Origin of the sequence: Pseudocoprococcus catus, assembly GCF_019734885.1 — a bacterium.
Classification (GTDB): domain Bacteria; phylum Bacillota; class Clostridia; order Lachnospirales; family Lachnospiraceae; genus Coprococcus_A; species Coprococcus_A catus.
Genome location: NZ_JAAXCM010000038.1, coordinates 40448 through 62265 on the forward strand (window position 1 = coordinate 40448; position 21818 = coordinate 62265).

The 21818-nt window shown below is 45.3% G+C and carries 21 protein-coding genes; 2 read left to right on the forward strand and 19 right to left on the reverse strand.

Annotated features, from left to right (window positions below):
- Positions 1-211 precede the first annotated feature (211 nt).
- Positions 212-1315, forward strand: a complete 1104-nt coding sequence (gene aroC / locus HED67_RS10925) for a chorismate synthase (RefSeq protein ID WP_221718322.1) — start codon at positions 212-214, stop codon at positions 1313-1315.
- A gap of 152 nt (positions 1316-1467) precedes the next feature.
- Here the strand turns inward: aroC and HED67_RS10930 are convergent, their stop codons facing one another.
- The 7 genes from HED67_RS10930 to thyA all read right to left on the reverse strand — a co-directional run bounded on the left by HED67_RS10930 (position 1468) and on the right by thyA (position 7216).
- Positions 1468-1683: a PspC domain-containing protein gene (locus HED67_RS10930; protein WP_178439564.1), complete on the reverse strand. Its 216-nt coding sequence runs from the start codon at positions 1681-1683 to the stop codon at positions 1468-1470.
- Positions 1684-1719: 36 nt separating this feature from the next.
- Positions 1720-2373: an HAD family hydrolase gene (locus HED67_RS10935; protein ID WP_221718323.1), complete on the reverse strand. Its 654-nt coding sequence runs from the start codon at positions 2371-2373 to the stop codon at positions 1720-1722.
- The gene (locus tag HED67_RS10940; protein WP_221718324.1) at positions 2370-3650 is read right to left on the reverse strand and encodes a diaminopimelate decarboxylase; all 1281 of its coding nucleotides are present in this window, start codon (positions 3648-3650) and stop codon (positions 2370-2372) included. The genes HED67_RS10935 and HED67_RS10940 overlap by 4 nt, the downstream gene beginning before the upstream one ends.
- Positions 3650-4363: a TrmB family transcriptional regulator gene (locus HED67_RS10945; protein WP_215631622.1), complete on the reverse strand. Its 714-nt coding sequence runs from the start codon at positions 4361-4363 to the stop codon at positions 3650-3652. The genes HED67_RS10940 and HED67_RS10945 overlap by 1 nt, the downstream gene beginning before the upstream one ends.
- A gap of 210 nt (positions 4364-4573) precedes the next feature.
- Positions 4574-5599 (reverse strand): branched-chain amino acid aminotransferase, encoded by a 1026-nt coding sequence (locus tag HED67_RS10950; protein WP_178439575.1) that lies wholly within the window; start codon positions 5597-5599, stop codon positions 4574-4576.
- 181 nt (positions 5600-5780) lie between these two features.
- Positions 5781-6302, reverse strand: a complete 522-nt coding sequence (locus HED67_RS10955; protein WP_178439578.1) for a dihydrofolate reductase — start codon at positions 6300-6302, stop codon at positions 5781-5783.
- A 65-nt stretch (positions 6303-6367) separates the two neighbouring features.
- Positions 6368-7216: a thymidylate synthase gene (thyA, locus tag HED67_RS10960; protein ID WP_178439581.1), complete on the reverse strand. Its 849-nt coding sequence runs from the start codon at positions 7214-7216 to the stop codon at positions 6368-6370.
- Between the two features lie 272 nt (positions 7217-7488).
- Here thyA and HED67_RS10965 point away from each other — a divergent pair, with 272 nt between their 5' ends.
- Positions 7489-8571 (forward strand): GTP pyrophosphokinase, encoded by a 1083-nt coding sequence (locus HED67_RS10965; protein WP_221718325.1) that lies wholly within the window; start codon positions 7489-7491, stop codon positions 8569-8571.
- A 31-nt stretch (positions 8572-8602) separates the two neighbouring features.
- Here HED67_RS10965 and HED67_RS10970 read toward each other — a convergent pair whose 3' ends face one another.
- From HED67_RS10970 to HED67_RS11025, 12 genes are all read right to left on the reverse strand, one after another.
- Positions 8603-9349 carry a thiamine diphosphokinase gene (locus tag HED67_RS10970; RefSeq protein WP_178439587.1) on the reverse strand — a complete coding sequence of 249 codons (747 nt, stop codon included), beginning with the start codon at positions 9347-9349 and terminating at the stop codon, positions 8603-8605.
- 12 nt (positions 9350-9361) lie between these two features.
- Complete coding sequence (rpe, locus tag HED67_RS10975; protein ID WP_178439590.1) at positions 9362-10030, reverse strand: ribulose-phosphate 3-epimerase; 669 nt, start codon at positions 10028-10030, stop codon at positions 9362-9364.
- A 2-nt stretch (positions 10031-10032) separates the two neighbouring features.
- The gene (rsgA, locus tag HED67_RS10980) at positions 10033-10911 is read right to left on the reverse strand and encodes a ribosome small subunit-dependent GTPase A (protein ID WP_215631624.1); all 879 of its coding nucleotides are present in this window, start codon (positions 10909-10911) and stop codon (positions 10033-10035) included.
- Between the two features lie 14 nt (positions 10912-10925).
- Positions 10926-13094 (reverse strand): Stk1 family PASTA domain-containing Ser/Thr kinase, encoded by a 2169-nt coding sequence (gene pknB, locus HED67_RS10985; protein ID WP_221718326.1) that lies wholly within the window; start codon positions 13092-13094, stop codon positions 10926-10928.
- Entirely contained in the window at positions 13088-13828 is a 741-nt protein-coding gene (locus tag HED67_RS10990; RefSeq protein WP_178439603.1) for a Stp1/IreP family PP2C-type Ser/Thr phosphatase, read from the reverse strand. The genes pknB and HED67_RS10990 overlap by 7 nt, the downstream gene beginning before the upstream one ends.
- Before the next feature lies 1 nt (position 13829).
- A complete protein-coding gene (gene rlmN, locus HED67_RS10995; RefSeq protein ID WP_221718327.1) occupies positions 13830-14891 on the reverse strand; it encodes a dual-specificity RNA methyltransferase RlmN in 1062 nt (353 codons plus the stop codon).
- The gene (rsmB, locus tag HED67_RS11000; RefSeq protein WP_178439610.1) at positions 14885-16255 is read right to left on the reverse strand and encodes a 16S rRNA (cytosine(967)-C(5))-methyltransferase RsmB; all 1371 of its coding nucleotides are present in this window, start codon (positions 16253-16255) and stop codon (positions 14885-14887) included. Before rsmB ends, rlmN begins: the two co-directional genes overlap by 7 nt.
- An 11-nt stretch (positions 16256-16266) precedes the next feature.
- Positions 16267-16971 (reverse strand): zinc metallopeptidase, encoded by a 705-nt coding sequence (locus tag HED67_RS11005; RefSeq protein ID WP_221718328.1) that lies wholly within the window; start codon positions 16969-16971, stop codon positions 16267-16269.
- Positions 16972-16994: 23 nt separating this feature from the next.
- On the reverse strand, positions 16995-17936 hold the full coding sequence (gene fmt, locus HED67_RS11010) for a methionyl-tRNA formyltransferase (RefSeq protein ID WP_221718346.1): 942 nt from the start codon (positions 17934-17936) through the stop codon (positions 16995-16997).
- An 11-nt stretch (positions 17937-17947) separates the two neighbouring features.
- Entirely contained in the window at positions 17948-18427 is a 480-nt protein-coding gene (gene def, locus HED67_RS11015; protein WP_221718329.1) for a peptide deformylase, read from the reverse strand.
- A gap of 62 nt (positions 18428-18489) precedes the next feature.
- Positions 18490-20730, reverse strand: coding sequence for a replication restart helicase PriA (gene priA / locus HED67_RS11020; RefSeq protein ID WP_221718330.1), 2241 nt, complete (start codon positions 20728-20730; stop codon positions 18490-18492).
- A gap of 396 nt (positions 20731-21126) precedes the next feature.
- Complete coding sequence (locus HED67_RS11025; RefSeq protein WP_178439622.1) at positions 21127-21813, reverse strand: FadR/GntR family transcriptional regulator; 687 nt, start codon at positions 21811-21813, stop codon at positions 21127-21129.
- Between the last annotated feature and the right edge of the window lie 5 nt (positions 21814-21818).

Consider the following 21818-nt stretch of genomic DNA (forward strand, 5'->3'; position numbering starts at 1 on the left):
TGTGAACATTTTGTGGAAACGTTTCCAATTCTTTTATATGTCGCATAAAATTACACCTGACTTCTCGTTGAATTTCCATAAAATTCGAAATGACTTTCTTGCTTTACCTTGCGAATTTCTTCTATATCTATTATAATGGATGCCATACGACTTCAATATTCATGAGGTTTTCATCATTAATCCATATGAACTCAGGAGGTTTAAAACATATATGGCTGGATCAACATTTGGTAATCAGTTTAAAATCACAACATGGGGCGAATCCCACGGCAAGGCAGTGGGTGTTGTCATCGATGGCTGCCCTGCCGGTCTTCCGCTTACTGAATCCGATATCCAATATTATCTGAATCTGCGCAAGCCCGGTCAGTCCCGCTATACAACACCACGAAAAGAGGATGATGCCGTAGAGATCATGTCCGGTACCTTTGAAGGCAAGACAACCGGAAGCCCTATTTTTCTCATTGTTTTCAATAAGAATGCCCGCTCATCCGATTATTCCGACATTGCCCGCTACTACCGTCCGGGACATGCAGACTATACATTTGATGCCAAATACGGCTTCAGAGACTACCGGGGCGGCGGCCGTTCATCCGCCCGTGAAACCATTGGCCGTGTAGCTGCCGGGGCCGTTGCCATGAAATTACTTGCCGAATGCGGCATTGAAATCTGTGCTTTTTCCAAAGCCATCGGCCCGGTTTCCATTGATCCGGCAAAATTTAATGCAGAGGAAATTTTCAACAATCCGGTTTACATGCCAGACGCAGATGCAGCTTCCGAAGCTGAAGCTTTCATTGCAGAACAGATGAAGAAACAGGATTCCTGCGGCGGTATCATCGAATGCCGTATTCATGGTATGCCTGCCGGCATCGGTGATCCGGTTTTTGAAAAGCTGAATGCTAATTTGGCCAAAGCAATCTGTTCCATCGGTGCTGTCAAAGGCTTTGAGATCGGTGATGGTTTTTCTGCTGCCAAATCTCAGGGTTCTGTGAATAATGATGCCTTTACAACCGATCATGCCGGTCATATTACAAAGGCTACCAATCATGCCGGCGGTATCCTGGGCGGTATGAGCGACGGTTCCGAAATCATCTTCCGGGCTGCTGTCAAACCGACGCCGTCCATCTCCCAAACACAGCACACTGTCACCCGGGAAGGCGAACCCATCGATATACAGATCAAAGGCCGCCATGATCCCATCATCGTTCCAAGAGCTGTTGTGGTAGTTCAGTCCATGGCCGCCCTTGTTGTCATCGATGCCCTTATGCAGAACATGACCGCCCGGGTTGACTATCTGAGGGACTTCTATAAAAAATGATTTTTTTAGTTAGATTTCCCTGACTGCATCTTGATGAATAACACAATACCTGCATTGCGAAACTTCAAAGTCTAAAAAAGATGAACCAATTAGCAGCTTCAAAAACAGGTGCTAATTGGTTCATCTCGTTTTAACTTGGAAAGTTTCGCCCGTTATTCTGCATCAATGATGTCATCATCTTCCGGTATGATCACTGCTGCAATGATATACAGGATAATTCCTGTACCGCCGGCCAGTGACAATGCCGCCCAGATCAAACGGATAATGGTAGGATCAATACCAAGTAATTCTCCGATACCGCCGCATACACCTGTCAGCATCTTATTCGTTCTGGACTTAACCAATTTCATCTTTCTCAAATCATTCATTCTATTCACCTCGCAAATTTCACCGTAAGCCAACGCTTAAGTTTGACAACGCAGATACGGAATAACATCCGTCAGTGAATCTGCCTTTGCGTAAAGTATCTTCGACAGCTTCTCATCCGGCTGTGTAAGATCCGGTACCATGATGGGCAGACATCCCGCTCTGTAAGCAGCCATCAATCCATTGGGCGAATCCTCCAGTGCGATGCAGGCTTCCGGTTTCTCACCGATGCACTTGCAGGCATACCGGTACACATCCGGCATCGGTTTGCCATGAGGCACCATGGCGGTGCTGATAATCTGGTCAAAGTAATCCAGAAGTCCTGCTTCATCCAGATACGTCATCGCCTTGGTCTCGCCACTGGCTGTTGCAACCGCCGTCTTAAAATAGTGGCTCTTCAGATAACGCAGCAATTCCTCTGCCCCGGGCTTTATCTCCACAGGATGTGTCTCCATATACGCATTCATCAGCGCCTTGCGCCTGTTTCTCACACCATGATAGTCAAAATCCTGTCCGAAGATTTCTTTCATCATCGGCTCAGCAAATTCCGGTGCCATGCTTCTAAGCATCAGACTGTGTTCCATTTTCCAGTCATAACCGGCCTCACAGCCGGCTTCCATCCAAAAATGACAATATATCTTCTCCGTATCAAGTAGAATTCCATCCATGTCAAAAATGACGGCTCTTATCATTCATTACCATCCTTAAACCGATCAAATAATCCTGTATAATCAAAGGTTGCAAAGTAATCCATAGGTGTCTCGGCTCTTCTGATCAGTTCTGTTGAACCATCTTCCTTCAGCAGAACTTCCGCAGAACGAAGCTTGCCGTTATAGTTATAGCCCATTGAGAAGCCGTGAGCGCCTGTATCATGGATAATAATATAATCACCCATATCAATCTTCGGCAGCATTCTGTTGACTGCAAACTTATCGCTGTTCTCACAGAGACCGCCGGTAACATCATACATATGGTCACAAGGCTCGTTCTCCTTGCCTGCCACTGTAATATGATGATAAGCACCATAGATGGCCGGACGCATCAGGTTTGCTGCGCAGGCATCCAGACCGATATATTCTTTGAAAATGTGTTTCTCATGGATGGCTGTTGCGATCAGATGTCCATAAGGCGCCAGCATAAAACGTCCCATCTCTGTAAAGATAGCCACATCACCCATACCTGCAGGAACAAGAATCTCATCGTAAACCTTGTGAACACCCTCACCGATGACTTCGATATCATTCGGTGTTTCGTCCGGTGAATAAGCAACGCCTACACCGCCTGACAGGTTAATGAACTTGATATCCGCCCCTGTCTCTTCATGCAGCTCAACAGCGGTCTTGAAAAGGATCTTGGCCAGTGCCGGATAATAATCATTGGTCTTGGTATTGCTTGCCAGGAATGCATGAATGCCGAAATGCTTCACACCCTTGGATTTCAGATACTTGAAGCCCTCTGTCAGCTGTTCACGGGTAAAACCGTATTTTGCTTCTCCCGGTACATCCATGATGGCTGTACTGATCTTGAAATCACCGCCTGTATTGAAACGACAGCATACTGTCTCAGGAAATTCGCCCACATTTTCTTCAAAATATTTCAAATGAGTGATATCGTCAAAATTAATAATGACACCCATATCCTTGGCATAGGCATATTCATCGGCCGGTGTCACATTGGATGAAAACATGACGTCGTGTCCTGTAAAACCGCAGGCCTTCGCCATCATCAGCTCAACCTTTGTTGCACAGTCAAGACCACAGCCCTCTTCCTTCATAATCTGCAGGATTGACGGGTTTGGTGTCGCCTTAACAGCAAAATACTCCTTGAAGCCTTTATTCCATGAAAATGCTTTATATACCTTTCTTGCATTCTCTCTGATACCCTTCTCATCATAAAGGTGAAAAGGTGTAGGATATTTCTTCACAATTTCGTCTAACTGCTCTTTTGTCACAAAAGGTACTTTCTTCATTATCTATTACTTCCTTTCTCCTGCTGCCCCAGCTCAATGAGCCGGATCTGGCGGCTTAATGACTGTTTAAATAAATCAATCAGATTCTTCTTGCCTGAATACAGGCAGGAACAGCTGTCATTCTCTGACAGGTCACCTGTCAGGACATGGGTTGAATCGGATATCAGGCCAATCTGACCGTTCTCTATGTGATCACTGTGATAGATGATCGCCCCAGCCAGTTCAAAAACGGGTTCCGTGATCAATACCACCTTAATCTCATGGCTGACAAGTACTTCCAGCTTCTCTCTGAACATCTCAAGCATAGATGCTGTGCCTGTCATATAAATTCTGTACTGTGCCTGATCCAGCATCCGGACAACTTTCTGGCAGATACTCTGAAAACCGCTGATGGTAATATAAGCATCATCTTCCCTCTGACGCCTCGGCTGTTCCTTCACAAGCCGGTCAGACAACCCCTTCAGATATTCCAGCTTGCTGCCGCAAAACTCCTCAGGATCCACCGGCACATAATGTGTCGGCGTGCCCTCTGCCACATGAGCTGCGCCCTTATCAACCAAAGCTGCCAGCGCCGTATACGTATTGGATCTTGACACTCCGGATACTTTGGCTGCTTCATAGCCGGTCATCATGCCCTCTGATAATAATGCATAATATATGGCAGATTCCTGTCTTGTAAGACCAAACTGCATCAGATCTTCAATGTAAGCCATCTCGCTATCACCTGGTATTCCTTTCTAGGAACACTATAATACACCTATCTCCAAAAGTCAATAGCTCCCACAATTTCTGAAGATCAAATTTTATCATTTATCTATATTATCATTTATCTATACAACACCATTTTCCATGCAGAAAAGAAAAAGACTGCTGTATCCACCAAAGTGAAAGGCAGCAGTCTTTAGACTTATACGTTCAATTGATTACATAATTTCATGGATCCAGCCTTCAGGTGCTTCGATCTTACCATACTGGATGCCTGTTAATGTATCATATAACTTCTGGGTAATAGGTCCCATCTTCTCCATACCGCTTGGGAAGCAGATTTCCTTGCCGTGGTCAACAACCTTGCCGACAGGGGAGATAACAGCTGCAGTACCGCAAAGGCCGCATTCTGCAAAATCTTTCAGCTCGTCCAGTCTGACTTTTCTTGTTGTAACCTTGAGACCAAGGTAATGCTCTGCTACATAAACAAGTGAACGTCTTGTGATTGAAGGAAGAATGGAATCAGAAAGAGGTGTTACGATTTCATTGTCCTTTGTAACGAACAGGAAGTTAGCACCGCCTGTTTCCTCTACATAAGTTCTTGTGCCCGGATCAAGGAACAGATTCTCATCAAATCCATTCGCATGAGCTGTCACATTCGCATGCAGGCTCATTGCATAGTTCAAGCCAGCTTTGATGTGACCTGTACCATGAGGTGCAGCACGGTCGAAATCGCTGACACAGATTGTGATTGGCTTAGCGCCTTCATGGAAATAAGGGCCTACAGGTGTACAGAACAGTCTGAACTGATATTCCTGAGCCGGTTTAACACCGATAACAGGGCTGGATGCAAACATATATGGTCTTAAATAAAGTGTTGCACCACTGCCGTAAGGCGGAACCCATGCTTCATTGGCCTTTACAACCTTCTCAACTGCCTCAACGAATCTTTCTCTTGGGAAAGGCGGCATTTCCATACGCTCTGCGGAGTGATACATACGGTCTGCATTCAGATCGGAACGGAATGTTACGATTCTTCCGTCTGCTGTCTCATATGCTTTCAAACCTTCGAATACTTCCTGACAATACTGCAGGATACCTGCACATTCATTCAATACAACCGTCGGTGAGTCTGACAAATATCCTTCCTGCCATTTACCATCTTTATAATCAGCTACATATCTGTAATCCGTGGTATGATATGCAAAACCGATATGCTTCCAGTCAAGATTTTTCTTTTCCATTGATAATGCCTCCATTCGTGTAAAATCCAGGTCGAATATCTATGTGGCCCGGAGCTGAATTCGAATCTGCATCAACAGCGCAGATACATTTCATATTCGAATTCCTGCGCATCCCTGCGCAGCTTATAACAGATGAAATATCTTCCATCTGTTATCCCTCAACGAACCAATTATAATCTCATTATTTCAATAAATCAACAATTTCTTTTAATTTTGTCTTGCGAACATACATTTTAAAGCAATATTCCAGATCAAAATAGGTTTTTTCCTCACTGTCAGCAGCAACAACCCACTCAGCATCCTCATCCAGATTCGGGAACCACGTATCCGCCTGATAACTATAATCCATGCAGGTCACATGGGCCACATCACAGTATGGCAGCAGCTGACGATAAATGCTCTCGCCGCCGATCACATAGATATCGTTGGTATCGTATTTCTTCAATTCTTCCAGTGCCTCTTCAATGCTGTGAACAATAATGGCATCCTTCGCCTTATAAGTATGATCCCCGGTGATCACAATATTGGTCCTGTTCTTTAATGGCAGCCCATTCGGAAAACTCTCCAGTGTTTTACGTCCCATCACCACAACTTTGCCTGTGGTCGTCTCCCTGAAATACTTCATATCTTCCGGAATGCTGTTCAAAAGCTTATTCTGGTAACCAATGCCCCAGTTCTTGTCTACTGCAACAATCAGATTCATTCTGTTTCCTCCTAAATTTGGAATCGCCTCGCAGCCCAGACCACCAGGGATTCCCGCTCATTATTCTAAACCGCAATCGGGATGTTCTTGATCTGCGGTCCCGTTACATAATTCTCAATCATAATATCCTTTGTTGTAAAATCATAGAAATTCTTAATCTCCGGATTCAATTTGAATGTCGGTGCCGGATGCGTTTCCCTGCTGATGAGCTCCTCGATCAGCGGAATATGCCGGTCATAGATATGTGCATCCGCAATCACATGTACCAGTTCACCCACCTGCATATCACATACCTGTGCCAGCATATGCATCAATACTGAATACTGTACCACATTCCAGTTATTGGCCGCCAGTACATCCTGCGAACGCTGATTCAGGATAGCATTCAGCACCAACTTGTCATCTCCCGGTTTCTTCGTTACATTAAATGTCATACTGTAGGCACAAGGATAGAGATTCATTTCATGAAGATCCTGATGCACGTAAATATTGGTCATGATACGGCGGCTGTATGGATTGTTCTTCAGATCATAGATCACTCTGTCCACCTGATCCATCATGCCTTCTTTGTACTGATGCTTCACACCCATCTGATAACCGTATGCCTTGCCGATGGAACCATTCTCATCTGCCCACTCATCCCAGACCGTACTGTTCAGATCATGAATATTATTGGACTTGCGCTGCCAGATCCACAACATCTCATCCGTTGCACTCTTGATAGCTGTCTTTCTAAGCGTCAGTGCCGGAAACTCCTTAGAGAGATCATACCGGTTCACAACACCAAACTTCTTCATTGTATAAGCATAACTGCCGTCCTCCCACTTCGGACGAACCTTCTCGCCCTCCGTACTGCAGCCGTTATCAAGGATATCCCTGCACATATTAATAAACACCTGATCTGCGTAGCTCATAAAACACCTGCCACTCAAAATTTTATTATACCTGTTCACATCGAGACATTGCAGTGTATATTTTTCTTTGAGTGGATGCTCCTTTCTTCAAATCCTTCTATATTCCTGCCTCAATTTTTCTTTTTTATTATAAAGCAGATAATTGCCGAATTCAACAATATTCTCACCCAAGTCTGCAAATTCACAACTTGTGCAATTTGCCATTTTCCCATAGCTTTTAACGTTATTTTATGTTAAAATATATTAAATTGTCAAAAAAGGAGAAGTATATTATGATTCATACTTTAGATACGATTATGAGTGAATATTATCAGAGAGTTGATATATATAAGAAGATGCAGCATGATGTGGAGGATATCATCAATACCCTGATCGAAGCCCATCAGATCAAGATTTCTACGATGTCTCTCAGAATCAAATCTGAACAGGCACTGCGCAATAAGATTATCTCAAAGGATAAATATCATCATCTTGAAGATATCACGGATGTTCTCGGATGCCGTATTCTGACTCTGTTTGAGTCCGATGTAGAACGCATTCTTGAGCTGCTGGAGGATACCTTTGAAGTCTGTGAAATTGTCGACAAAAGAAAAAAAAGCAAACATAACCGCATTGAGTTCGGTTACAGCTCCGTCCATATGGTCGTGAAATTCACCGATGAACGCTGCAAGCTTGTTGAATACCAGAAATATCAGGATATCCGTTTCGAAATCCAGCTCCGTACCGTACTTCAGCACGCATGGGCCGAAGTCGAACATGGTCTCGGTTACAAATCCTATTACGAACCGCCGATGGATATCAAGCGCAAACTGAACCGCCTGGCCGGTACACTTGAAATACTGGACGAAGAATTCGAAGCCATCCGTTATGAGATCACTCTTTATAATCAGAGCATGAACAAGGTTGAGAAGATTCTCAAAACAGATATCAATAAGGAATCTCTCACCGCCTTTGCGGACAAAAGCGAACTCCTTCAGGAGATGGTCAAACAGGTGGCTGACAAATACCACTTTACCATTGTTCATGACCCGGCCATTTTCAGCCAGCAGCGCCTTGTCGCCAAGCTGAATTTCTATGGGTATCAATATATCCATGAATTAAATGATGACATGCAGCAATACCAAAAATCTATTCTTGCCATCGGAGAAGAACTCTCCCGGAAGATCAACTATGACATCACATCCATCAATTACTACAGCCCGATTCTCTGGTTTTCCTTCATACCGGTCATCAAAAACCTGCTGGCCGAACGAGATGCCTCATCAGAGAATATCATTGACGATGTTATCCTGGAAGCTTTCAAGATGAACAACGGTTCCATCTTCAACTTCTTCATGGAACATCACCTGCAGTAAAACAGAGTGCAGTTTTGGCTGCGGAAGTTTTTTAATCGCGGCTTTCTATAAGGAATGCCATGCCTTCTTCAATATTGATAAAGCCTTCTTCTGCTTCCAGTTCGTTGCTTACGCAAAGGCTTTCTCCGAAATATGTGGTATGTCTTTCCAGAGGATATTTAAAGCCGCGAAGTGTCACGCCTTTTAATGCCCGGGTGATTGGGATCAGCGATACAAAGTCACCAAACTGGTCTTTTTTCTTCAGTGTATAACTGCCTTCCAGAAGACGGATTTTGTTGTTTTTATCCACAATAACGCCTTCCACACCAGCTGCTTTTGTCTGAGCCAGCAGCTGCATATTGGCCAGCATATGATCCGCTCTTGTACCGGTAGCACCAAGGAGCCAGATTTCAGAACGGGTATTCATCGAATCCTGCATTGTCTTCTCATTCTGATGCTCATCGCAATCATCCTCCGCATCTGCCTCTTTTCCGTTTTCTGCAAGACGGATGGCCAGCTTTAATGCAATATCCGTGTCTGTATAGTCTTTCTCCGGGTTAAATCGGTGAACTTCAATATCTTCTCTGTCCAGATAATTTTCCAAAATATTCGGTGATATTGTATCAAAATCTCCCACCAGATGATCAAAATGGCACTGGATTTCAGGATTTCTCTCCACTTTATCCCAAAATGCAAGGGCACCATCCACCACGATCATGTGATCAAATTTTTCTTTTTGCAATAATGAGAGGGCAAAACTCTCATCAATTCTGCCCCCTGTAATAATCAGAATCCTCATTCTCTATCCTACCTATTTCGTATACTGTGTCATAATAGCCTTGAATGCATGGACATTTTCAGTGATATCGCCACCGAAGATTTTGGAACCGGACACAATCACATTGGCACCGGCTTCAAGAACCATACTCAGATTTTTTGTATCCACACCACCGTCAATCTCAATATCCGTCTGAAGACCCTTTTCCTCCAGAAGGTGACGGAGTGTAAGAATCTTACCCGTCATGGCCGGAATATAGCTCTGTCCGCCAAAGCCCGGATTCACCGTCATCAGAAGAATCATATCCAGATCTTCCAGCACATAATCAAGCACCGAGAGCGGTGTTGCCGGATTTAAAGCTACACCGGCCTTCACACCCAGACTGTGGATCAGCTGGATTGTTCTGTGAAGATGCTTACAGGCTTCCGCATGAACAACAATGATATCTGCACCGGCTTTTGCAAACTCCGGAATCAAAAGATCCGGATTCTCGATCATCAGATGCACATCAAATACTTTGTCAGTGCATTTGCGGATACTCTTGATCACCGGAATACCAAAAGAAATATTCGGCACAAAAGCACCATCCATAACATCAATGTGAATATAATCCGCACCAGCCTGATCAGCTGTCTGAATATCTTCTCCCAGTTTGCTGAAATCCGCTGATAAAATTGACGGTGATAACTTTAATTCGTACATAATTAGTACCTCCTCTGACTCGCCAGTTCTTCATAAAATGATTGATAATTCTCATAGCGTTCATTGCTGATCTCCCCGGAGGCAACGGCTTCCTTGACCGCACAATCCGGTTCATTCAAATGATTGCATCCATTAAAACGACATTTTTCAAAATAAGGCTCAAATTCCGGATAATAGTACTTCAAATCTTCTTTGTCCCAGCCTTCCAGATAAAGAGTACTGAATCCCGGCGTATCCATCAGATATGTATCATTCCCAATGGAAAAAAGCTCTGAATGACGGGTTGTATGCCGTCCGCGCTTAATCTTCTCGCTGACTGCCCCTGTGGCCATCTCCGCATCCGGATACATGGCATTGGTCATAGATGACTTGCCGACACCGGATGGTCCTGCCATCACCGTTGTTCTGCCATTTAGAAGCTCCCGTATCTGCTCCAGACCTTCCTGCTGCTTCACACTGACCGTCAGCACCTTACATCCGCTGCCGCGATAAATACCGCAAAGTTTCTCCAATTCTTCTCCGCTGACCAATTCCCGCTTATTAAAACAAATGATGGTCGGCAGTTCCTGCTTCTCCATCATGAGCAAAAAGCGGTCCAGCAGCCCCAGATTCGGGGCCGGCTGTGCCGCTGCAAAAATGATCATCGCCTGATCCACATTGGCTGACGCCGGGCGGATCAAAGCATTTCGTCGGGGAAGAATTTCTGTTATATTACCTTTCATGCCCGCTTCATCCAAGCTGTCAAGCAGGACATCATCTCCCACAAGGGGCTTGATCTTCCGGTTTCGGAAGATCCCCTTCGCCTTGCATTCGTAGATGCCTCTGCCTCCCACATGGACATAGTAGAAACCGGCAATACCTTTAATAATCTTGCCCTTCATATCATCCTCTTTAATTAATCAAAATCCACCTCATAAGAAGCATACTGAATACCGTTAATATATGCGTAAACGCTGCCGCTTCCCGCAGAAGAACTTGTCGTGGTGACAGAACCCGGAAGACTCTCTTCTGTTGCATACTGATCGTAAACAGTCTCACTGGATCCATCCGGTTTATAAACAACAACTGTTACCTGACCTTCTGAGTAGGTATCCGAATTACCATTACCGTCTACAATTTCCGCACCAAACGGATTCTCGATTGAAATAGAAGCCGTGTAAGAGGACACTTTGCTTCCAAGACTCACTGTCAGTGTAATGGATGTCCCTTCTTCCACAGATTGACCGGAGCCAATACTCTGATTCATGACTTCACCTTCAGAAACACTGTCACTGTAATCACTTGATTTGCCATCATAAGTCAGACCTGCATCCTTGATCATGGAAATGGCTGTATCAAGATCATAGCCAATGACATATGGTACAGTGACATATTTCGTCTCCTTGCCTTTACTTGCAACAATTGTGACTGTATCCCCTTCAGCTACCTGACTGCCTGCCTCCGGTGATGTTCTGATAACCTCATTCTTGTCAACAGAATCACTGTCTTCAAATTCAAGGCTGACCTTCAATCCATCATTCTCCAGCTGGGACTGTGCCTGATCATAATCCATACCTGCCACATCATCCAGTTTGAAAGTTTCCTTTCCTGTACTGATATAGATGGTAACCTGTGTATGCACATCTGTCTTCACACCGGCAGCCGGTGACTGGTCGTAAACCTGCCCCTCCGGTACATCGTCTGAAGAACCTTTCTGGACACTCACACCAAGTCTCAGCTTATTCAATGCTGCCTTTGCCTGAGTTTCTGTCATATTGAACAGATCCGGTACAATAACAACTTCCGCATTGCTGCTTGCAGGTGCAGTTTCAGAAACAGATTCTGTAGATACTGATTGTGTATCTGACTCCTTCTTGTTATGACTGCCGCCAAAGAAACCGGCTGCATGACCGATGATAAAGAAAATAATCACTGCAAGAATGATGAATCCACCGATACCAAGTACCATCATTACTTTGTTCAATGCCGGATTAACTTCATCATCATCCTCTTCATCATTATCAAAATCATCATCCTCTTCAGGATCACTCTTCTTTGCTGGACGTTTTCTGGAATCCGACTTCTGAACCGGCTTCTGAACCGGCTGCTCTTCATCTTCTTCTGTCATGCCGTTCAATGTTTCTTCCGTCACATCACTCAGGCTGTGGTGCAATGATGCTGTTTTCAGAGAATCGATATCATTGTCCTTCATAACAATGGTCCTTCCCTCAGGCACTGCTCCCGGAATAACAACATACTCACCATCAGGATGAGTCAGAACCTTTCTCAGGTCTGCAATCAGCTCTTTTGCAGAAGCATATCGTCTCTCAGGCTTCTTCTGCGTACACTTCAGAATGATCTTCTCGAAGCTGACCGGAATAGATGGTTCCAGTTTTCTCGGAGGTACCATCTCACTCTGGATATGCATCAGTGCAACCGCCACATTGGTCTCACCCTCAAAAGGTACACGGCCGGTGACCATCTCATACATGGTAATACCAAGGGAATAGATATCACTTCGCTCATCACTATAGCCGCCTCTGGCCTGTTCCGGCGAAATATAGTGCACCGTTCCCGCAGCTGTGGTTGTCACGGTGGTTGAATCTGCCACCTTCGCAATACCGAAGTCTGTCACCTTAACCTTACCGTCACGGGACATAATGATATTCTGCGGTTTGATATCTCTGTGGATAATCCTGTTCTCATGAGCCGCACTGAGACCAGATGCAATCTGTACTGAAATATTCAGTGCTTCTCTGATATCCAGCTTACCCTTCATATCAATATAGTTCTTCAGGGTAATACCCTGTACCAGTTCCATAACGATAAAATAAACACCATCATCTTCACCGACGTCGTAAACACTGACAATATTCGGATGAGACAGCCCTGCCGCGGACTGAGCCTCCACCCTAAACTTCTTAACGAATGTTGCATCAGTACTGTATTCCTGCTTTAAAACCTTGATGGCAACCAATCGGTTCAATACATGATCCTTCGCCTTGTAGACATCCGCCATGCCACCCGATCCGATCTTCGCTATAATCTCGTATCTGTTGATTACATAACTGCCTGGCACTAACATTCGTTCACCTCCTCAATCTGCGGTTCGATCACAATCGCTGTAATATTGTCGTATCCGCCATTTTTCTTTGCTTCATCTATAAGAATCTTCACTGAATCCTCCACATTATTGGCATTAATCACATCAAATAATCTGTCATCTTCAATCATATTGGACAAACCATCCGAGCACATCAGCACCTTATCTCCCGGCTTCAGATCTACTTCAAAAAAGTCCGCCTTCACATCCTGGGACACACCGACAGCTCTGGTAATCACATTCTTCTCCGGATGATTTCTAGCCTGCTCCTTCGTCAATTCACCAGCTCGCATCATAGCAGCCACATAAGAATGATCTTCTGTCACCTGATTGATCTCATGACCGATCAGATAAAGTCTGCTGTCACCTACATTGGCTACATAAAGCTGTCTGTCTTCAGAAAAAGCCACAACCATGGTCGTTCCCATGCCTGCCAGTTCCTCATTCTCAAAAGATTTCTCAAGAACCTTCTGATTCGCCATGGCAATTCCCTCATCCATCACACGGATCAGATTGGTTGTCTCAGTATGACTGATGTAAGCAAGGAATGTCTCTATCGCATATCTGGAAGCATAATCGCCGGCCTGATGCCCGCCCATTCCATCTGCAACAATAAATAAATTCGGAAACGGCCCGATCGGAGTCATTGAACAGAAGTATCCATCCTGATTCATCGTCCTCACGCAGCCAATATCTGTTCCGGCATACGCCCGCATATTATCCCTCCCTCTTCACTGACTGTTCCATATATTTCTTTCTTAACTGTCCACAGGCAGCCTGTATATCTCTGCCCATTTCCCTTCTTATAGTAACATTTCTTCCATATTTTTCAAGCATATTTTTAAATTTCAGTACAGCATCTGCTTCTGTCTGGCGATAATCCCTCTCTTCAATAGGATTGACCGGGATCAGATTGATATGACAATTCATCCCCTCCAGTAAGGCCGCCAGTGCTTTCGCATCCTCTCTGCTGTCATTGACACCCTTTACAAGGCTGTACTCAAAAGTGATTCTCCGGTTATTCTGGCTATAATAATACCGGCATGCCTTTAGTATTTCTTCTATACTATATGTATTGGCAATCGGCATCAGTTCACGGCGCTTTTCATCATTGACTGCATGAAGTGAAATTGCCAGTGTAATCTGCATCTTCAGATCCGCCAGCTCATAAATCTTCGGCACAAGGCCGCATGTAGATACTGTCACATTGCGCTGGCTGATATCCAGCCCCGGCGCATGGGTCAGGATCTCAATCATGCGTACAAGAGCATCATAATTGTCCAGCGGTTCTCCTGTACCCATGACAACCACATTGGAAACTCTCTCTCCGGAATCCTTCTGGATCTGATAAATCTCATCCAGCATCTCTGATGCCAGCATCTGACGCTCCAGTCCTCCCAGTGTGGAAGCGCAGAAACGGCATCCCATCCTGCATCCGACCTGTGAAGAAATGCAAACTGAATTGCCGTGTTTGTAATGCATCAATACACTTTCAATAATACGGTCATCGGATAATTTAAAAAGATATTTTGCCGTACCATCTATCGCCGAAACATATTTCTCAACAATTTCCAGATGCGTCAGTACACACCGTTCTGAAAGCTTCTTTCGCAAATCCTTCGACAAATTGGTCATCTCATCAAAAGAATCCACAAGGCGCACATGCATCCATTCATAAATCTGCTTGGCACGGAACTTTTTCTCACCCAGCACTTCTGTTATAAAAACTTCCAATTCCGAAAGAGTCATTGACTTGATATCTGTTTTTTCGTTTAACACTTCATTCCTCCGTCCTGGCTGCGCCTGAACCGCGCAATAAAAAAGCCATCTGACTGATACTGCCCCGGCAGTATCTGGATCCATCCATCTTTCGTCTGTTCACTGTGAACAACAGCCGGTACGTACGCATCCATACTCTCCAGATGAAATGGAAAATGTTCAGAAAACCAATGCATATTTTCTTCATTCTCAGCCTTTGAAACCGTACAGGTACTGTAGATCAGAACCCCTCCCGGCTTAACATACCGCTGTACAACTGTAAGAATCTCTCTCTGAAGCGCAGCAAGGGCTGCAATCTTCTCCGGTGTCACAGACCGTTTAATGTCGGCTTTTCTTCCCATCACGCCAAGTCCGGAGCAAGGGAGATCCGCCATGACAATATCTGCTTTAGCCTCATCCTCCGGATAAAATTCAAGGGCATCTTTGACTTCTGCTGAAACATTTGTCAATCCTGTTCTCAAAAGATTCTCCCGAATTCTGATCACCTTAGCTTCTGTCAGATCTCTCGCTGACACATGTCCGCTTTCATGCAGAAGATCCGCCATATGCATGCTCTTGCCTCCCGGCGCCGCACAGACATCAATGATAGTCTCCCCACCGGCAATACCAGCTGCCGCAGCTGCCAGCATGGCACTCTCATCCTGTACAACAATCTGTCCATCCGCAAATGCATCCACATTGCCAAGATAATCATACCCGGAAATATGCAGTGCCTCCGGCAGGATACATCCCGGTTCCGTCTGCAGACCTTCCGCAGCCAGAGCCTCTTTTACATTCTCTGTATTCTGTGGATTCCGCACACGGACAGAGGTCTTCTGGTCATCCAGCATGGCCTGTCCCATTTTGGCGGTTGTCTCAAAACCGTATTCCTGAAGCCACATGGACGCCAGCCATTCCGGCATGGAATAGCGCATGGACAGACAGGCTGCCGGTTCCCTGTCCGCATCCGGATAACGGATGTTGTCCTTATTGCGGGATATATTTCTCAAAACACCGTTGACAAAACCGGACAGATTCTTAAGCCCCCTCTTTCTGGCAAGCTTCACTGCTTCATCACAGGCTGCCGCGTCAGGAATATGATCCATTTTCAATATCTGATAAACCGACATTCTGAGGATGATTTTAATAGGCGGTTTGATTTTATTCAACCGGACACTGGAAAACTGACGGATCACGCCATCCAGAAAAATCTCATATTCCAGTGTTCCCCTGAAAAGCCGACTGATAAAAGCTCTGTCCCGTTTATCCAAATACTGGTATTTCATCAGTGTCTGGGATAACAGAATATGAGAAGGTGTATTCTCCTTCTCAATACTCATCAGCATATCATAAACAATGGCGCGTGTATTCAAATTATCTGCCATATCTAACTCCTTTATCGATCATTGTCCCTGAAGCCGCGGGTCAGGATCAGCAGACGCAGCAGCTGCAGGATCATTGATGCCGCACTGGCCACATAAGTCAGAGCTGCCGCACCAAGCACCTCTTTGGCATAACGGTTCTCATCGCCATGCAGAACACCTGAAGATTCCATGATCTTCAGTGCTCTGGAAGATGCATTCAATTCCACAGGAAGTGTTACCAGATGAAAGGCCACAACTGCCACAAAAAGCCAGATACCGATATTGATCAGAAGACTGCTGCCGCCCAGTAAAATCCCGATGATGATCAGCGGCCAGCTGATGCCGGCACCGAAATTAGCAACCGGCACAAGGGCTGCACGGATCTTCAGCGGTGCATAATTCTCCTGATGCTGGATGGCATGGCCGCATTCATGGGCTGCAACACTGACGGCTGCAACACTGTTGGAACCATACACTGAATCCGACAAACGCAGCGTTTTTGAAGACGGATCATAATGGTCTGTCAAATCTCCGGAAATTCTGGCGATCCCCACATCATAAATACCTGCCTGATGCAGGATCCGTTCCGCTGTCTGAGCGCCTGTCAGTCCGCTCAATGAACGCACTCTGGAATATCTGCTGAAAGTCGATTTGACCTTTGTGGATGCTGCCAGTGACAGCAGTACACCAATAATGATTAAAATATATGTTGGATCAAAATACATGGGATAATACATTCAGTCACTTCCATTCTGTTTTGTTATTCGTTGTCAAAACGTGTTCCTTTTTCAATGGTATAGCCATTCAGGAAAGCAGCGATATCCATTCTCTTCTTGCCCTGAAGCTGCACACTCTTAACAGAAAGTGCTCCGACACCGGTCTGAATAATCAGACAGTTCCTTGTCACCTCTGCTACTTCTCCGTATTCACAGCCATAGTTTCTGTCAAGGACTTCTGCTTCCCAGATTTTTAATGTTTTGCCGTCAATATAAGTATACGCACTCGGCCATGGATTTAAGCCGCGGATCAGGCGTTCAATCACAACTGCCGGCTGATTAAAATCAATATGTCCTAATTCTTTGTCCAGCATACGTGCATATTCACCGGCCTGACTGTCATCCTGCTTCTCAGGCACAATAGTTCCCGCTTCCAGTCCGATCAATGTCTTCTCCAGCAGTTCACCTCCGACTGTCGCAAGCTTATCATGAAGGCTGCCGCCTGTTTCCTTCGGATCCATCGGGATCTCAGCCTTTAAAAGCATATCGCCGGTATCCAGTCCTACATCCATCAGCATCGTTGTGACACCCGTCACCTCTTCACCATCAATAATAGACCACTGGATCGGTGCTGCCCCACGGAATTTCGGAAGAAGTGAGGCATGCACATTCACACAGCCGAGTCTTGGAATATCCAGTATTTCCTTTGGTAAAATCTGGCCAAAAGCCACAACAACGATCACATCCGGCTGCATATCACGCAGTGTCTGAATAAATTCAGGCTCCTTTCTGATGCGGACCGGCTGATAAACCGGCAGATCATGGGCCAGGGCACATTCCTTCACCGGTGAATAAATCACTTTCTTGCCGCGGCCTTTGGCCTTGTCAGGCTGAGTGACAACAGCAGTTACTTCTATTCCCATATCAATCATCTTCTGCAGCGTAGGTACTGCAAAATCAGGTGTTCCCATAAATACAGCTTTCATCATTCCGCCTCCTAATTTTCGTCTTCCTCTGCATAGCTCACTTCATTGAGAGGGCCTTCCACTTTTTCAATATATAAATGACCATCCAGATGATCAAATTCATGACACATTGCTCTTGCAAAAAGGCCATGGCCTTCCACTTCAATCGGGTTCAGATGTTCATCAAAAGCGACTGTCTTCACATATTCCGGTCTGCGGACAATACCGCTCTTACCCGGCACGCTTAAGCATCCTTCATCGCCCACCTGCTCACCGGCTATCTCAACGATCTTCGGATTAACAAAAACATATGGTCCCTCGCCTACATCAATTACGGCAATACGGCGAAGAACACCAACCTGAGGTGCTGCCAGTCCGACACCCTCCGCTGCATACATTGTCTCCAGCATATCCTGCACCAGTTCCTGAAGATGTGGTGTCATCTCTTTGACTTCCTTACAAACCTTACCAAGAACAGGGTCACCTTCATAACGTAATTTTCTAATAGCCATTTTTCAACACTCCTTTAAAAACTGCTTCCTTCGTTAACTATCTGTGCAAGCCGTCCAAAAACTTATTGCTCACGCAGATCAAAAGTAAAATATATATTTTGGAACTGCTGCGACCACTTCAGATATCCTTCCAGAAAATCCCTGAGCCGTATCAATTCCTTACTATCCTGATGTTTCATATATAATGTATAGCGATACAAATCTCTGGCCCGGGTAATACTTGCCCGGGATGGGCCGATAAATTCGACACCGTCAAAGTCTGCCTCAGTGGCTATCTCCCTCAGTTTCTTCACTGCCAGCGCAGCCTCCTGATCACTCTCGCCCTCTGCCAGCAGCACCATCATCTGCCTGTCCGGCGGATAATGCAGCATTTGTCTAAACCGGATCTCCTGACTGTAAAAGCTGTCATAATCCTGGGCAGCTGCTGTCTGTATACAATAGTGTTCCGGCTGATAGGTCTGAATAATCACCTGCCCCGGCCGATTACCTCTTCCGGCTCTGCCCGCCGCCTGGGTCAGCAGCTGAAATGTTCGTTCTGAGGACTGATAATCTCCGGCAAACATCGATAAATCTGCTGCCAGGATCCCCACAAGCGTCACGTTGGCAAAATCATGTCCTTTGACAATCATCTGTGTACCAATAAGAATATCTGCTCCGCCCTCTGAAAAGGTCTGAAGGATCCTTCCCATATCATCTTTGCCGGATGTGGTATCTCTATCCATTCTGAGAATCCTTGCCTCCGGAAATGTATTCTGAACAAATTCTTCCACTTTCTGGGTTCCGACGCCAAAGCCTGCAATATACGGCGAACCGCAGGAAGGACAAACTCTTGGCACAGGCTGTTCACTGCCGCAGTAATGGCATTTAAGCAAATGATGATGGTGCACGGTCATAGACACATCACAATGGCTGCACTTCATCACATAACCACAGCTTCTGCAGGAAACAAATCCCGCATATCCCCGGCGGTTTAAGAAAAGCATCATCTGTTCACCGCGCTTTAAACAATGCTCCATGGCCTCCTGAAGGGAACAGCTTAAAATTCCTCTGTTCTTCATTCGGAACTCTTTCCGCAGATCCACAACCTGTACATCCGGAAGCCGGCTGCCTGCTCTGGCCCGATGCGTCATTCTGTGAAGACCGATTCTTCCATCCAGGGCTTTCTGATAATCTGCCACCGCTGGTGTCGCAGATCCCATCACCACCAGGGCACCGGCCATACTGGCTCTCCGTGCGGCCACTTCCGCCGCATGATACCTTGGAACCGTCTCGCTTTTGTAGGCGGATTCATGTTCCTCATCGATGATGATCAGGCCCAGCCTGTCAAAAGGTGTAAAAAGTGCAGATCTGGGACCGATCATAATAGAAGCTTCTCCTCTTTTGGCCCGCATATACTGGTCATATCGTTCCCCGGCGGAAAGCTTTGAATTCATGATCGCAATCTGACTGCCAAATCTGTCATAAAATCTTGAAACCGTCTGTAACGTCAATGAAATCTCAGGAATCAGAACAATAACCTGCCTGCCTTCACTCAAGGTCTTCTCCATCAGAGACATATAAACTTCCGTCTTGCCGCTTCCCGTGATGCCATACAGAAGATGAATGCCGCTTTCCTCTGTCCAGTGTTCCCGGCAAATAGCTGCATTCTTCCATATACCCTCTACAGCCTGCTGCTGTTCCTCATTCAGGCAGACCTCCTGCCATCCCTTCAGCTTCTGCTTCACAGGATCTCGGTAAATCTGTGATGTCTCTTCACGGATCACACCGGTCTGAAGGATTGCTTTCATCGTCGCCGATGATATCTGCAAAACACCTGTCACTGTTTCCTTTGTCAGATGTTCTTCACGCAATATCGCCTCCAGAAATCTGACCCTGGCCTTCTCACGCCTGTTCTTCCTGCTCTTGTCAAGCAGCTGCTGTGCTTTCTCTCTGTCTGCGAGAAAATAAGTCACTCTTTTGACTTCCTTTACCGACTTCTTAATAGGTAGCACCGTCTTCAATGCCTGGGCCATGGTACAGCCATACCATTCATGCATCCAGTCTGCCAGGGCAATCAGCTGCCCCGTTGCCGCCGGTGCCTTTGTCACTTCCAAAATATCCTTGATCTTCGTCTCATCATAGGATGGCGAATTGCCAACACCAACAACGAAAGCCTGCCGTCTGCGGTTTCCATTGCCAAAAGGTACACTGACCTGACAGCCTACCGTCACCGCATCCAACATTTCCTCCGGCACACGGTACTGGAAAATACGATCCAGACTGCTCACGGATATATCCACAATCACATCTATATAAACCGCCATATCCACCGCCCTTACACTCAGACTACTACATAAATAGCATAATCCATTACATTATAGCATAATTGACATAAAGTAGGCAAATTATATTTCCAGGCACGGACTTTGGCTCGTTGCTCGCATAAATAAAAAGAGCCATTACAAAATACACCACTTTATTTTGCAATGGTTCTTTTCAAAAAGAAAATAACATCCTTATTCCGTTGTGATTCGTTGAACCCGGCAAGAGACAACTTGATTCAATCAATTAAGGAGATTCGATGCTTTCGCATCTTCAACTGGTACTACCAGTTGATACACCTATTATATAATGTTCTCCCCTTTTTGTCTATGGTTTTGCTTGGCCTCTTGTTGACTCTTTGTTGACTTGCAGAATTCAACATTCACAGCAACGATGTACTAGGTATCCAAATTTTTACAAATGTAAACAAAATGTTCATCCAGCGCTTTCTTGCCAAGTTCAAGATCTCTGCTGCAGATCGCCTCCACAAGACGTCTGTGGATTCCCTGAAATGCAATGGAATTCCGCTCATCTGTCATAATCTTGGAACGTGTCTCACGAATAAAATTATCCATGATCTTGGCCAGTGCAAGATAATTGGCAATAACAAGGCGATTGCCGGAAGCCTCTACAATTGTATAATGGATCATCTTATCATTCAGCACCTGCTCTTCCTCATCCTGACTGTTCTCAAGAATATCAAGGTTCTTCTGCAGTTTCTCGATCTGATCCTTTGTAATATTGTCCATGGCCAGCACAACCGCCTGGAATTCAACGGCATATCTGAATTCACGGATCTCATTATAAGTCATCTTCTCCAACGCATACATCATAGTCATCACCTGTACAAGCGTTTTATCGAAATGATCTGCAATATAATTGCCAATACCATGCTGACTGGATATCACACCGATGACTTCAAGAATTCGGATGCCTTCTCTGACAGAATTTCTGCTGACAGACAGCATCTGGGACAGTTCCCTCTCTGAGGGCAGTTTATCTCCCACTTCAAAATGGCCATCCAGAATATTGCTCTCTATATAATCAATAACCTTTTCATAAGCCTTTTCATATACTTTCTCCAAGGCCT

Excerpts from the sequence above, each read along its gene's own strand:
- aroC (WP_221718322.1), top strand. The coding sequence starts at position 212 with ATGGCTGGATCAACATTTGGTAATCAGTTTAAAATCACAACATGGGGC.
- HED67_RS10930 (WP_178439564.1), bottom strand. The coding sequence starts at position 1,683 with ATGAATGATTTGAGAAAGATGAAATTGGTTAAGTCCAGAACGAATAAG.
- HED67_RS10935 (WP_221718323.1), bottom strand. The coding sequence starts at position 2,373 with ATGATAAGAGCCGTCATTTTTGACATGGATGGAATTCTACTTGATACG.
- HED67_RS10940 (WP_221718324.1), bottom strand. The coding sequence starts at position 3,650 with ATGAAGAAAGTACCTTTTGTGACAAAAGAGCAGTTAGACGAAATTGTG.
- HED67_RS10945 (WP_215631622.1), bottom strand. The coding sequence starts at position 4,363 with ATGGCTTACATTGAAGATCTGATGCAGTTTGGTCTTACAAGACAGGAA.
- HED67_RS10950 (WP_178439575.1), bottom strand. The coding sequence starts at position 5,599 with ATGGAAAAGAAAAATCTTGACTGGAAGCATATCGGTTTTGCATATCAT.
- HED67_RS10955 (WP_178439578.1), bottom strand. The coding sequence starts at position 6,302 with ATGAATCTGATTGTTGCAGTAGACAAGAACTGGGGCATTGGTTACCAG.
- thyA (WP_178439581.1), bottom strand. The coding sequence starts at position 7,216 with ATGAGCTACGCAGATCAGGTGTTTATTAATATGTGCAGGGATATCCTT.
- HED67_RS10965 (WP_221718325.1), top strand. The coding sequence starts at position 7,489 with ATGATTCATACTTTAGATACGATTATGAGTGAATATTATCAGAGAGTT.
- HED67_RS10970 (WP_178439587.1), bottom strand. The coding sequence starts at position 9,349 with ATGAGGATTCTGATTATTACAGGGGGCAGAATTGATGAGAGTTTTGCC.
- rpe (WP_178439590.1), bottom strand. The coding sequence starts at position 10,030 with ATGTACGAATTAAAGTTATCACCGTCAATTTTATCAGCGGATTTCAGC.
- rsgA (WP_215631624.1), bottom strand. The coding sequence starts at position 10,911 with ATGAAGGGCAAGATTATTAAAGGTATTGCCGGTTTCTACTATGTCCAT.
- pknB (WP_221718326.1), bottom strand. The coding sequence starts at position 13,094 with ATGTTAGTGCCAGGCAGTTATGTAATCAACAGATACGAGATTATAGCG.
- HED67_RS10990 (WP_178439603.1), bottom strand. The coding sequence starts at position 13,828 with ATGCGGGCGTATGCCGGAACAGATATTGGCTGCGTGAGGACGATGAAT.
- rsmB (WP_178439610.1), bottom strand. The coding sequence starts at position 16,255 with ATGGCAGATAATTTGAATACACGCGCCATTGTTTATGATATGCTGATG.
- HED67_RS11005 (WP_221718328.1), bottom strand. The coding sequence starts at position 16,971 with ATGTATTATCCCATGTATTTTGATCCAACATATATTTTAATCATTATT.
- fmt (WP_221718346.1), bottom strand. The coding sequence starts at position 17,936 with ATGAAAGCTGTATTTATGGGAACACCTGATTTTGCAGTACCTACGCTG.
- def (WP_221718329.1), bottom strand. The coding sequence starts at position 18,427 with ATGGCTATTAGAAAATTACGTTATGAAGGTGACCCTGTTCTTGGTAAG.
- priA (WP_221718330.1), bottom strand. The coding sequence starts at position 20,730 with ATGGCGGTTTATATAGATGTGATTGTGGATATATCCGTGAGCAGTCTG.